12 protein-coding genes are annotated in these 12220 nt (G+C 65.2%); 9 read left to right on the top strand and 3 right to left on the bottom strand.

Features of this window, described 5'->3' with window-relative positions; all coding sequences use genetic code 11:
- Positions 1–12: 12 nt before the first annotated feature.
- From ACV095_RS12745 to dnaE, 6 genes are all read left to right on the top strand, one after another.
- Complete coding sequence (locus ACV095_RS12745; protein ID WP_018771526.1) at positions 13–543, top strand: cell division protein SepF; 531 nt, start codon at positions 13–15, stop codon at positions 541–543.
- A 134-nt stretch (positions 544–677) separates the two neighbouring features.
- Positions 678–965 carry a YggT family protein gene (locus ACV095_RS12740; RefSeq protein WP_018771527.1) on the top strand — a complete coding sequence of 96 codons (288 nt, stop codon included), beginning with the start codon at positions 678–680 and terminating at the stop codon, positions 963–965.
- A 176-nt stretch (positions 966–1141) separates the two neighbouring features.
- Positions 1142–1825, top strand: a complete 684-nt coding sequence (locus ACV095_RS12735) for a DivIVA domain-containing protein (RefSeq protein ID WP_018771528.1) — start codon at positions 1142–1144, stop codon at positions 1823–1825.
- Positions 1826–1918: 93 nt separating this feature from the next.
- Positions 1919–2491, top strand: coding sequence for a signal peptidase II (gene lspA, locus ACV095_RS12730; RefSeq protein WP_056389775.1), 573 nt, complete (start codon positions 1919–1921; stop codon positions 2489–2491).
- Positions 2484–3410 carry an RluA family pseudouridine synthase gene (locus ACV095_RS12725; protein WP_134164399.1) on the top strand — a complete coding sequence of 309 codons (927 nt, stop codon included), beginning with the start codon at positions 2484–2486 and terminating at the stop codon, positions 3408–3410. The genes lspA and ACV095_RS12725 overlap by 8 nt, the downstream gene beginning before the upstream one ends.
- 49 nt (positions 3411–3459) lie before the next feature.
- The gene (dnaE, locus tag ACV095_RS12720; RefSeq protein WP_134164398.1) at positions 3460–7020 is read left to right on the top strand and encodes a DNA polymerase III subunit alpha; all 3561 of its coding nucleotides are present in this window, start codon (positions 3460–3462) and stop codon (positions 7018–7020) included.
- A gap of 91 nt (positions 7021–7111) precedes the next feature.
- On the opposite strand, the gene ACV095_RS12715 is transcribed toward dnaE, so the two are convergent.
- Positions 7112–7612 (bottom strand): flavin reductase family protein, encoded by a 501-nt coding sequence (locus ACV095_RS12715; RefSeq protein WP_018771532.1) that lies wholly within the window; start codon positions 7610–7612, stop codon positions 7112–7114.
- Positions 7613–7738: 126 nt separating this feature from the next.
- On the opposite strand from ACV095_RS12715, the gene ACV095_RS12710 reads away from it, so the two are divergent.
- From ACV095_RS12710 to nrdR, 3 genes are all read left to right on the top strand, one after another.
- Positions 7739–8260: a hypothetical protein gene (locus tag ACV095_RS12710; protein ID WP_134164397.1), complete on the top strand. Its 522-nt coding sequence runs from the start codon at positions 7739–7741 to the stop codon at positions 8258–8260.
- 4 nt (positions 8261–8264) lie between these two features.
- Positions 8265–9638, top strand: coding sequence for a histidinol dehydrogenase (gene hisD, locus ACV095_RS12705; RefSeq protein WP_134164396.1), 1374 nt, complete (start codon positions 8265–8267; stop codon positions 9636–9638).
- A 140-nt stretch (positions 9639–9778) separates the two neighbouring features.
- A complete protein-coding gene (nrdR, locus tag ACV095_RS12700) occupies positions 9779–10282 on the top strand; it encodes a transcriptional regulator NrdR (RefSeq protein WP_018771535.1) in 504 nt (167 codons plus the stop codon).
- A gap of 51 nt (positions 10283–10333) precedes the next feature.
- Here nrdR and ppgK read toward each other — a convergent pair whose 3' ends face one another.
- Complete coding sequence (ppgK, locus tag ACV095_RS12695) at positions 10334–11137, bottom strand: polyphosphate--glucose phosphotransferase (RefSeq protein ID WP_134164395.1); 804 nt, start codon at positions 11135–11137, stop codon at positions 10334–10336.
- Between the two features lie 108 nt (positions 11138–11245).
- Positions 11246–12124 (bottom strand): type I methionyl aminopeptidase, encoded by an 879-nt coding sequence (gene map / locus ACV095_RS12690; RefSeq protein ID WP_478222019.1) that lies wholly within the window; start codon positions 12122–12124, stop codon positions 11246–11248.
- Between the last annotated feature and the right edge of the window lie 96 nt (positions 12125–12220).

Genomic DNA, 12220 nt, shown 5'->3' with positions numbered 1-12220 from the left:
TAGGAGTCGACCATGGCCGGCGCTCTGCGCAAGACAATGATCTATCTTGGGCTCGCCGACGGCGATGAGCATTACGAGCCCGAGCAAACGACCACACGTAAGGATGAGGACGAACCGATGGAAGTTGACCGCGAGGAACGCCGCGCTCCGGCGCCGGTCCGCGAAGTCAGCCGCGAGGCGTCCTACGCCCCTGAAGAGGAATACCGCGCCCCTGTGACCCCCATTAAGCGTGCGGCTTCCAGCCGCGAAGAGAACACTGGACTTCGCCAGATCACTACCATCCACCCGCGCTCCTACAACGATGCCAAGCTCATCGGTGAGAGTTTCCGGGACGGGATTCCGGTGATCATGAACGTCACGGACATGGGTGAGGCCGATGCCAAGCGCCTGGTGGACTTCTCGGCCGGACTTGTCTTTGGCCTGAGGGGAAGCATTGAGCGGGTGACCAACAAGGTGTTCCTGCTCTCACCGTCCTACGTTGAAGTGATCGGTGACGACAAGAAGGCCAGCGATACGCAGGCCAGTTTTTTCAACCAAAGCTGAGCGCAGAGGCTGCACACAGATGCCAGGCAGGGACACCTGTCTGGCATCTGTGCTGAAATAGACAAGACACCGGCAGTACGATCCCGGCCGCCACGATGGATGGGCCGCACGAACATGGAGATATGAAATAAGTCATGGGAATTGTTTTCGGACTTCTCTATCTCGCCCTGCTGCTGTTCTTTGTCGCCCTCATCATCCGCCTGGTGTTCGACTGGGTGCAGATGTTTGCCAGGGACTGGCGGCCCCGGGGCGCGGCTCTGGTGGTGGCGCACGCCGTGTATTCCATTACCGACCCGCCGCTGAAGGGCCTGCGGCGCATGATCCCGCCGCTCCGGCTCGGCGGCGTCTCCCTGGACCTGGGCTTCCTGATCCTGTTCATCGGCGTCAGCATTGCGATGAGCGTCACCAGGGGACTGGCCTGATTTACCCACCAGGGCCGGGCAATGCAAGGTGTTCCCCCCGGGAACAGCTAGTGTAAAGCGAAGAAACCTCGCGTTTGACACCGCAGTGTTGAATTAGAGTAAGCAGACCAAATTTAGGTACCGTAGTTTTGACGGCCGGAAGGCCTACTGACTAACCAGACCAGTGAGGTGACCAGATGGCTTTGACGCCAGAAGACGTTGTCAACAAGCGCTTTCAGCCCACCAAGTTCCGCGAGGGCTATGACCAGGACGAGGTTGACGACTTCCTGGACGAAATCGTCGTTGAACTCCGCCGCCTGAACCAGGAAAACGACGAGCTCCGCAAGAAGCTCGCCGAAGCAGGTTCGAGTGTTCCGGCCAGCTCAGCTGCCGCCCCCGTGGTGGAGAAGGTCCCCGCGCCGGTCAAGGCCGACAAGGACGAGGCCCGTGAAAAGGCTGAGGCCGAGGCGAAGGCTGCCGAAGCCAAGAAGAAGGACATCCAGCCGGCTGCCCCGGCTGCCGCCGCACCGGCCGCCTCTGCAGGCGTGGCCACTCCTTCCGCTGAATCCGCTGCCGGCCTGCTGGCCATGGCGCAGCAGATGCACGACCGCCACGTCGCCGACGGCCAGGCCCAGAAGGACAAGATCATCGCCGAAGCGCAGATCGAAGCCAGCAGCCTCGTCAACGACGCCCAGGAGAAGTCCCGCAAGATCCTCGGCGCGCTGGAGCAGCAGCGCTCCGTCCTGGAACGCAAGGTGGAGCAGCTCCGTGGCTTCGAACGCGACTACCGTTCACGCCTGAAGGCCTACATCGAGGGCCAGCTCCGCGACCTGGATGCCCGCGGCTCAGTAGCGACCCCGGAAGTCAGCGAAGCCAACTAAGTCTGGCAGCACGTATTCTGAAAGCCGGTGGCTGAGGATTCCTCGGCCACCGGCTTTCAGCATTGAGACCCAGCACCACGAATTGAAAGCACCATGACTGACGAACTCGCTGCGGATGCGGCACGCCCTGTCCCACCCTCACCACGCCCGCGCCGGGCAGTGCTGCTGTCCCTGTTCGCCGGGTTCGCGGTTTTCGCCTACGTCCTGGACCAGCTGACCAAACTCTGGGTCACTTCCACCATGGTGGAAGGGGAGCGGATTCCCGTCCTGCCGCCCCTCCTGCACTGGTACTTCATCCGGAATTCGGGTGCCGCGTTTTCCATTGGTGAGAATGTCACGTGGGTGTTTTCCATCATCATGGCCGCCGTGGCCGTCGCCATCCTTTTCCAGGTGCGCAGGCTGGGTTCTGCCTGGTGGTCCCTTGCCTTGGGTTTGCTGCTCGGCGGGGCCCTGGGCAACCTCACCGACCGGCTCTTCCGCGAACCGTCCTTCGGCATGGGCCACGTGGTGGACTTCATCCAGCTGCCCAATTTCGCCATCTTCAACATCGCCGACTCGGCCGTCGTCTCCGCCGTCGCCATCATCTGCCTCCTGACCATCCGCGGAATCGCGCTGGACGGAACCCGGCTGGGGAACGCGCATAAGGAAAAGACCGCCCATGACTGAGCGCGTTGTGGTGGCTGACGAATACGGCGGGACGCGGGCTGACGCCGGGCTGGCCGGGCTTTTGGGGGTATCCCGTTCCGTGGCCGCGTTCCTGCTGGCGGAGGGCCACGTCCTGAACCGGGGCAAGGCACTGGGAAAGTCGGCAAAACTCGTGGCCGGGGACGTCCTGGACGTCACCGTCCCGGAGCGGCGTGACCCGCTGGAAGTCGTGGAGGAGATTGTGGAAGGCCTGAACATCCTGCTCGACGACGACGATTTCGTCGTCGTCGACAAACCCGTGGGCGTGGCCGCCCATCCCTCGCCCGGCTGGGTGGGGCCCACAGTGGTAGGCGGCCTGGCCGCCGCCGGGTACCGCATCTCCACGTCGGGTGCCCCGGAGCGGGCAGGAATCGTCCACCGCCTCGACGTCGGGACCTCCGGCGTGATGGTCGTGGCCAAGTCCGAGCGGGCCTACACAGCCCTGAAACGCGCCTTCAAGGAGCGCACGGTGGACAAGGTCTACCACGCGGTGGTGCAGGGCCTTCCCGATCCCCTGACCGGGACCATCGACGCCCCCATCGGACGCCACCCCGGGCATGACTGGCGTTTTGCAGTAATCGAGGATGGCCGCCCCTCGGTGACCCATTACGAGGTCCTGGAGGCATTCGGCAAGGCCAGCCTGGTGGAGGTCCACCTTGAAACCGGGCGGACCCACCAGATCCGGGTCCACTTCTCCGCACTCCGCCACCCCTGCGCCGGCGACCTCACGTACGGCGCCGACCCCCGCCTTGCCGCCACCCTTGGGCTTACCCGCCAGTGGCTGCACGCCCGCGCACTGTCATTCGACCACCCCGTGACGGGGGAGCGTGTCACGGTCACCAGCGACTACCCCCAGGACCTGGCTTACGCACTGGAAGTACTCGAATCGGGACAGGCCTGACACGGGCCTCCTGGCGGAGCAGCAAAGCGGCAGCGCTTAGAATGGTGCGGTGAGTTCCAGCAAAGATTCGTTTGTCCACCTGCACACCCACACCGAATATTCCATGCTGGATGGAGCTGCCCGGCTGGGGGAGCTGTTCGACGAAACCGAGCGCCTGGGCATGCCTGCCCTCGCCACGACGGACCACGGCTACCTGTTCGGTGCCTTCGATTTCTGGCGAAAGGCCACGGACAAGGGCATCAAGCCGATCATCGGCGTCGAGGCGTACGTAACCCCCGGCACCGCCCGGACGGACAAGGAACGCGTCCGGTGGGGCGACGAATCCCAGCGCAAGGACGACGTCTCCGGCGGTGGGTCCTACACCCACATGACGCTGCTGAGCTACAACAACGTGGGCATGCGGAACCTGTTCCGGGCCTCGTCCATCGCCTCGCTTGACTCGGTGTTCGGCAAGTGGCCCCGGCTGGACCGCGAACTGCTGAACACCTACTCGGAAGGGCTGATCGCCACCACCGGATGCCCCTCCGGTGAGGTCCAGACCCGGCTCCGGCTCGGCCAGTACCGCGAAGCCTTGGAAGCAGCGGCCGAATTCCGGGACATCTTCGGCGCGGACAACTACTTCTGCGAACTGATGGACCACGGGCTGGACATTGAACGGCGCGTCACCGGTGACCTGCTGCGGCTGGCCAAGGACCTGAACCTGCCGCTGGTGGCCACCAATGACCTCCACTACACCCACGAGCACGACGCCAAGGCACACGAGGCGCTGCTGGCCATCCAGTCCGGCTCCACGCTGCTGGAACCTACCTATGACAACGGCGGTTCGCGGTTCGCGTTCTCGGGGAGCGGCTACTACCTCAAATCCCCCAAGGAGATGCGGGAGCTCTTCCGCGACCACCCGGAGGCATGCGACAACACCCTGCTCATCGCCGAGCGCTGCGAGGTGTCCTTCAACACGGATGCCAACTACATGCCGCGGTTCCCCTGCCCGCCCGGCGAGGACGAAACCTCCTGGCTGGTCAAGGAAGTGGACAAGGGCCTGAAGTACCGTTACCCGGGCGGCATACCGGACGAGGTGCGCAAGCAGGCCGACTACGAGCTCGGCGTCATCACCTCCATGGGCTTCCCGGGCTACTTCCTGGTGGTTGCCGACTTCATCAACTGGGCCAAGAACAACGGCATCCGGGTGGGCCCCGGGCGTGGTTCGGGTGCAGGCTCGATGGTGGCCTACGCCATGCGCATCACCGACCTTGACCCCCTGCGCCACGGACTGATCTTCGAACGGTTCCTCAACCCGGACCGCGTCTCCATGCCCGACTTCGACGTCGACTTCGATGACCGGCGCCGTTCCGAGGTCATCGACTATGTGACCCGGAAGTACGGCGACGAGCGCGTGGCCATGATCGTCACGTACGGCACCATCAAGACCAAGCAGGCCCTCAAGGACTCCTCCCGTGTCCTTGGCTACCCCTTCAGCATGGGCGAGCAGCTGACCAAGGCACTGCCGCCGGCCGTGATGGCAAAGGACATCCCGCTGGCGGACATCCAGAACCCGGAAGCCAAGCGTTACAGCGAGGCGGGGGACTTCCGGCAGCTCATTGCCACCGACCCCGAAGCCGCCAAAGTTTTCGAGACGGCCCTGGGCATTGAAGGCCTGAAGCGGCAGTGGGGCGTGCACGCGGCCGGCGTGATCATGTCCTCCGACCCGATCATCGACGTCATCCCCATCATGCGCCGTTTCCAGGACGGCCAGGTGATCACCCAGTTCGACTATCCCACGTCCGAGGGCCTTGGCCTGATCAAGATGGACTTCCTGGGCCTGCGGAACCTGACGATCATTTCCGATGCCCTTGAGAACATCAAGATGAACCGGGGCATCGAGCTGGACCTGGAAAACCTCGAGCTGGACGATGCCGAGTCCTATGAACTCCTGGCCCGCGGCGACACCCTGGGTGTCTTCCAGCTCGATGGCGGTCCCATGCGGTCGCTGCTCAAGCTCATGAAGCCTGACAACTTCGAAGACATTTCCGCCGTCCTGGCGCTCTACCGTCCGGGCCCCATGGGCGCCAACGCGCACACCGACTACGCGCTGCGCAAGAACGGGATCCAGGAAGTGATCCCCATCCATCCGGAACTCGAGGAACCCCTCAAGGAAATCCTCGGCGGCACCTATGGCCTGATTGTGTACCAGGAGCAGGTCATGGCCGTGGCCCAGAAGCTGGCAGGCTACTCCCTGGGCCAGGCAGACATCCTCCGCCGCGCCATGGGCAAGAAGAAGAAGTCCGAGCTGGACAAGCAGTTTGCGGGCTTCTCCCAGGGCATGCAGGACAACGGCTACTCCATGGAGGCCGTCAAGACCCTCTGGGACATCCTGCTGCCCTTCTCCGACTACGCCTTCAACAAGGCGCACTCCGCCGCGTACGGCGTGATCTCCTACTGGACCGCGTACCTCAAGGCGCACTATGCGCCGGAATACATGGCGGCCCTGCTGACCTCGGTGGGCGATGACAAGGACAAATCGGCAATCTACCTCAACGAGTGCCGGCGCATGGGCATCACGGTCCTTCCGCCGGACGTCAACGAGTCCGCCCTGAACTTCACTCCGGTGGGGAACGACATCCGCTTTGGCATGGGTGCCATCCGCAATGTGGGCGTCAACGCCGTCGAGGCCATGGTGGCCGCCCGCGAAAGCGAGGGCGCCTTCACCTCGTTCAAGGACTACCTGATGAAGGTGCCGGCCGTGGTCTGCAACAAGCGGACCATCGAATCCCTCATCAAGTCGGGGGCGTTCGACTCACTGGGCCACCACCGCCGTGCCCTGGCAATGATCCATGAAGAGGCGATCGACTCCGTCATCACCCTCAAGCGCAACGAGGCCATTGGCCAGTTCGACCTTTTCGCCGGATTCGAGGAAGCCGGTTCGGAGTCGTCCTCCCTGAGCATCGAGATTCCGGACCTGCCCGAGTGGGAGAAGAAGGACAAGCTCTCCTTCGAGCGGGACATGCTGGGACTCTACGTGTCGGACCATCCGCTGCAGGGCCTCGAGGGACTTCTGGCCCAGCACGCCGAGATGAGCATCACCACTATCCTGGGCGAGGACGGTCCGCAGGACGGCGCCATCATCACCATCGCGGGCATGATCACGTCGCTGAGCCGGCGCATCGCCAAAGCCAGCGGCAACGCTTACGCCCGGGCGGAGGTCGAAGACCTGGGCGGCTCGATCGAGGTCATGTTCTTCGGGCAGGTTTACGGGCCCATCGCCTCCGTCCTCGCCGAGGACTTGATCGTGGTGGTCAAGGGCCGGCTGCAGAAGCGCGACGACGGCGCCATCACCCTGAACTGCATGGAGTTGTCCGTCCCGGACCTCAGCGAAGGGCTGAACGGGCCCCTGGTGATCACCATGCCCACCCACAAGGCCACCGAGGCCGTGGTCACCGAGCTGGGCGATGTGCTGCGCACCCACCGGGGCAATTCGGAGGTGCGGCTGCACCTGCAGGGAGACACCCGCACGGAAATCATGGGCCTGCCGGTCCACCTCCGCGTCAACCCCAGCCCGTCGCTGTTCGGCGACCTGAAGGTCCTGCTGGGCCCCGCCTGCCTGGACGCCTGACAAAGGAACAGCCGACGGCGGCCGGCACCTGCCGCCGTCGTGCCCTGCCCGGGTTCGTGGCTGGGGGCGGGGGTGGGGCTGCGTGCCGCGCCTAGATTTCGTAATCCAGCGGCATGGGCTGCCCGTAGGCGCCGCCGTGGTACAGCAGGGGTGATCCCTCGCCGCCCACCTGGCCGTCCACCACCTGGACCACCACCACCGCGTTGTTCTCGAAGGAGAGCCGCATCTGCACCTCGCCGATCAGCCACCCTGCGACGTCCTTCAGAATGGGCACACCGTGCGGACCGATCTCCCAGTGGTTGCCTTCGAAGCGGTTGCCCGGGCGGGCAAAGCGGGCGGCCAGTTCCTGGTTCTCCAGCCCCAGCATGTGCACACCCAGGTACTGGGTGTTGGCCACGGCCGGCCAGGACCTTGAACTGCGTGCCATGTTGAACGTGAACCGGGGCGGCTTGGCGGACAGCGACGCCACCGAGGTGGCGGTGAAGCCGTAGGGCTCGTCCTGGTAGTTCACGGTGATGATGGCAACGCCCGCGGCGTGGCGGCGGAACATCTCCCTGAACGTCTGCTCGAACGGCTCGCTGCTGTCGGTCACCGGAACTCCTGCACTAAGTGGTGTAACTCTTCCTCCAAGCCTATTGGCCCGCGGCCGGGGCGGAGAACAGCCGCACGCACTGCGTGGCCGGATCACCTGGCAGGAACCTTTGTTAAGGTGTGATGCATGACAAACTCCGCACGGCGGCTGCCCTGGTCCCTGCTGCTGGTTCCGGCGGCGGTCGGAATTCCGGCAGGCATCCTGTGGTGGCTCCTGGCGCCGGGCGGATTGAACCTGGTTACACGGGATCCCGCCCTGGCGTCGGGCACGGTTCCCCTGGTGTGGCTTCCGCGCGACCTCACCCTGGCAGGGATCCTGGTGCTGGCCGGTTGCCTCCTGGCCGTGTTCCTGGCGGATGGCAGGCGTGCGGACCCGCAGGCGGCCCTGCTGACCGGCCTTGCCGGAGCGCTGGCAGGCAGTGTACTCGCCTGGGGGACCGGGGTTTTTGCAGGCCGGCTCTTGGGACCTGCTGTTGATGCGTCGGCGAACGCCAGCATCGCCTTTTCCCTCCGGGCGTGGCCGGTGCTGCTGCTGTGGCCTGCCGCCACGGCAATGTCGGTCTTCGTGCTGGAACTGTTCGGCGGGGCGGGCAGGAAGCCCCGGGAGAAGGGGACGGAACAGGCAGGCGCGAACGGCCCCGTAAAATAGTCCGGTGACCACTTTCCCGGAGTTTCCCGCCCCCGCGGCAGCCGCCGTCGATTTCCGCACCGTCGACCTTCGCGGCCGCAACCTGACGCTCGCAGCCCTGCGCGCCGCCGTTCCCCGGGCCAAGGGCCAGACCGTGGCGGATGCCGAAGAAAAGGTCCTGGAGATCATCTCCGCCGTCCGGCAGCGCGGCTTTGCGGCGCTGGCGGACTTGGCGGAAAGGTTCGACGGCGTGGCCCAGGACCACCCGCTGGTCCCCAGGGAGGCGATTGACGCAGCGCTGGCCCAGTTGGAACCGGAGGTGCGGGCCGCGCTGGAGGAATCGATCAGCCGGGCACGGAAATTCGCTGACGCCCAGCGCCCCCGCAACGTGGACGTCGAACTTGGCGACGGCGCCGTCGTCAGCCAGAACTGGGTCCCCGTGGCGCGGGTGGGGCTGTACGTTCCCGGCGGCCTTGCCGTGTACCCCTCATCGGTGATCATGAACGTCGTGCCCGCACTCGCGGCAGGCGTGGAATCCGTTGCCCTGGCCTCACCGCCGCAGAAGGAGTTCGGCGGCCTGCCGCACCCCACCATCCTGGCCGCAGCGGCGCTGCTGGGCGTCACCGAGGTCTATGCCATCGGCGGTGCGCAGGCCATCGCCGCCTTCGCGTACGGCGTCGAAGCCTCACCGGCCGGTCCCGCGCTGGAGCCCGTCGATGTGGTGACAGGGCCCGGGAACATCTTCGTCGCCACGGCCAAACGGCTGGTCAAGGGCGTTGTTGGAATCGACTCCGAGGCGGGAACCACGGAAATCGCCATCCTGGCCGACGACTCCGCCCAGCCGGCGCTGGTTGCCGCAGACCTGCTCAGCCAGGCCGAGCACGATCCCAAGGCCGCATCGGTCCTGATCACCGATTCGGAAGAGCTGGCCGCGGCCGTGCGCGCTGAACTGGAGCTTCAGGCCGCTGCAACCAAACACTCGGCGAGGGTCCGGGAGGCGCTGTCCGGCCCGCAGTCCGGCGTCGTGCTGGTGGACGGACTGGAGCAGGGGATCGCTGCCTGCGACGCCTACGCGGCCGAGCACCTGGAAATCATGACCCGCGATGCCGCAGCCGTGGCTGCACGGATCCGCAATGCGGGGGCAATCTTCGTCGGCGACTACAGCCCGGTGAGCCTGGGCGACTACTGCGCAGGCTCCAACCACGTGCTGCCTACCAGTGGCACCGCCGCCTTTTCCTCGGGCCTGAACGTCACCACCTTCCTGCGCGCCATCCAGGTGGTCAACTACAGCCGGGAAGCCCTGGCAGAGGTCAGCGGGCACATCGTGAGCCTGTCCCGGGCCGAGGACCTTCCGGCCCACGGCGACGCCGTCACGGTGCGGTTCCCCGACCAGGGGTGACACCACTACATGTAGTAATTACAGGATTGTTATTACCCCACATGTGCCCGTAAACTGGGAGGCGCCACAGCATTGCCCCCCGGCGGTGCTGATGGCTTCCTAGGAATCTTGCACACCACAAGCGAAAAAGGGGGAACGACATGTACTGCCCGTTCTGCCGCAACCCCGATTCCCGCGTGGTGGACAGCCGGATGGCGGATGACGGTTCAGCCATCCGCCGGCGCCGGCAGTGCCCCGAATGCGGCCGCCGGTTCACCACCGTGGAAACAACCAGCCTCTCCGTGATCAAGCGGTCCGGCGTGGGCGAACCCTTCAGCCGCAGCAAGGTCATCAACGGAGTCCGCAAGGCCTGCCAGGGCCGCCCCGTGAGCGAGGATGACCTCGCCATGCTGGCCCAGGAAGTCGAAGAACAAATCCGGGCGTCCGGTGCAGCCGAAATCGATGCCCACGAGGTGGGCCTGGTGATCCTTGGACCACTGCAGAAACTCGACAAGGTGGCGTACCTGCGCTTTGCCAGCGTGTACCAGGCGTTCGAGTCCCTTGAGGATTTCGAAACTGCTATCGCCCTGCTCCGCCACGAGGCCGAAGAGGACGCAAAAGGCCCGGCCGGCAACGCCAAGAGCTCCGAGAAGAGCCCCCTCTAGACTCCGGTGGCGGCAGCGGAGGGGAAGCCGCAGCCGCCACCGGCACCACTCCTACTTGGCCAGCCTGTGCTTCAGGGCGATTTCCAGGGCGGCGCCCACAATGCCTGCCTCGTTGCGCAGGACAGCCGGGACAATCGGGGTGCGGAGCTTGAGGTTGGGAAGGTACTCGTCCGCGCGCTTCGAGATTCCGCCGCCCACGATGAACAGTTCCGGCGAGAACAGGAACTCCACGTGGGAGAAGTAGCGCTGAAGCAGCACGCTGTACTCGTCCCATGACAGCCCGTCCCGTTCCCGGGCCACAGCGGATGCCTTGGATTCGGCGTCGAAGCCGTCAATTTCAAGGTGGCCCAGCTCGGCGTTGGGGACCAGTTTGCCGTCGAAGATGAAGGCCGAACCGATGCCTGTACCGAGGGTGATGACCAGGACCGTGCCGGACACGCCGGCGCCGGCACCGTAGCGTGCTTCGGCCAGGCCGGCGGCGTCGGCGTCGTTGATGACCTCCACGGGACGGCCCAGCCGCGCGGTAAGGAGGGCATCGATGTCGGTGTCCAGCCAGCTCTTGTCCACGTTGGCGGCCGAATGGACCACGCCGTGCTGGATGATCCCCGGGAACGTCACGCCCACGGGAGAGCCGGCTTCAGGAGCCTCGGGGCGCGCAGAAAGCTCGGCCACCACCAGGGCCACGGCCTCGGCCACAGCCTCCGGGGTGGCGGGCTGGGGCGTGGGCACACGGAAGCGCTCACCCAGGAGCTTGCCCTTCTTCAGGTCGACAATGCCGCCCTTGATGCCCGTGCCACCGATGTCGATGCCGATCAGCGGTGCGTTCTTGTGCGGTTTTTCGTCCTTCTTGGCCAATGGGATTCCGTTCGTGTGACAGGGGCGGGCAGGAAAAGGGGCCGCTTGCGCGGCCGGTAACAGGTGTCCGGTCTGCGCCGGCAGCATGCCCGTGCGGGCATGGCCGGGTTACGGGAGGGTGAGGATTACGGCGCCGGTCTCGGTGACCAGCAGGGTGTGCTCGAACTGTGCGGTGCGCCGACGGTCCCGGGTGACCACGGTCCAGTCGTCGCTCCACATGTCCCACTCCACGGTGCCCAGGGTGAGCATCGGTTCGATGGTGAACACCATGCCGGCCTCGATCACCGTGTTGTACGCAGGCGCGGCATCATAGTGCGGAATGATCAGCCCGGTGTGGAATGCCTCGCCAACCCCGTGGCCGGTGAAGTCGCGCACCACGCCGTAGCCGAACCGCTTGGCGTAGGACTGGATGGCACGGCCAATGACGTTGATCTCGCGTCCGGGCGCCACGGCCTTGATGGCGCGGTTCAGCGACTCCCTGGTGCGCTCCACCAGCAGCCGTGATTCCTCGTCAACGTTCCCCACCAGGAAGGTGAAGTTGGTGTCGCCGTGGACGCCGTTGATGTAGGCAGTGATGTCGATGTTCAGGATGTCGCCGTCCTGGACCACCGTGCTGTCCGGAATGCCATGGCAAATGACCTCGTTCAAGGACGAGCAGAGCGATTTGGGGAATCCGCGGTAACCGAGCGTGGACGGGTAGGCGTTGTGGTCCAGCAGGAACTCGTGGCCCACCTTGTCCAGCTCGTCCGTGGTGACGCCCGGCTGGATGTGCCTGCCCACTTCAACGATGGCCTGGGCCGCGATCCTGCTGGCAATCCGGATCTTCTCGATGGTCTCCGCGGATTTGACCTCGGAACCGGTGAACTTGGCCGGGGCGGGCTTGCCGACATACTCCGGACGGGGGATGGACGCCGGGACGGGACGCTGCGGACTCACGGTACCCGGGGTCAGGGTGCCAATGGGTGCAGTCGAGGCAAGGGAAGGCATAGATTGATCATATAAGGCACCACAGAACGCCTAACAACCGACAAGCGGCGGAGGGCACGCGTAAGTGTTTGTGTTACGTGGATCACCCCCGGCTTT

The organism is Arthrobacter sp. JDC6, assembly GCF_056484025.1.
Note: the sequence above shows the minus strand (reverse complement) of the source record. Positions and strands in the feature narration are given on the sequence as shown.

Coding starts and splice junctions, on each gene's coding strand:
- nrdR (WP_018771535.1), top strand. CDS start 9,779: ATGTACTGCCCGTTCTGCCGCAACCCCGATTCCCGCGTGGTGGACAGC.
- lspA (WP_056389775.1), top strand. CDS start 1,919: ATGACTGACGAACTCGCTGCGGATGCGGCACGCCCTGTCCCACCCTCA.
- ACV095_RS12725 (WP_134164399.1), top strand. CDS start 2,484: ATGACTGAGCGCGTTGTGGTGGCTGACGAATACGGCGGGACGCGGGCT.
- ACV095_RS12740 (WP_018771527.1), top strand. CDS start 678: ATGGGAATTGTTTTCGGACTTCTCTATCTCGCCCTGCTGCTGTTCTTT.
- ACV095_RS12710 (WP_134164397.1), top strand. CDS start 7,739: ATGACAAACTCCGCACGGCGGCTGCCCTGGTCCCTGCTGCTGGTTCCG.
- map (WP_478222019.1), bottom strand. CDS start 12,124: ATGCCTTCCCTTGCCTCGACTGCACCCATTGGCACCCTGACCCCGGGT.
- ACV095_RS12735 (WP_018771528.1), top strand. CDS start 1,142: ATGGCTTTGACGCCAGAAGACGTTGTCAACAAGCGCTTTCAGCCCACC.
- ACV095_RS12745 (WP_018771526.1), top strand. CDS start 13: ATGGCCGGCGCTCTGCGCAAGACAATGATCTATCTTGGGCTCGCCGAC.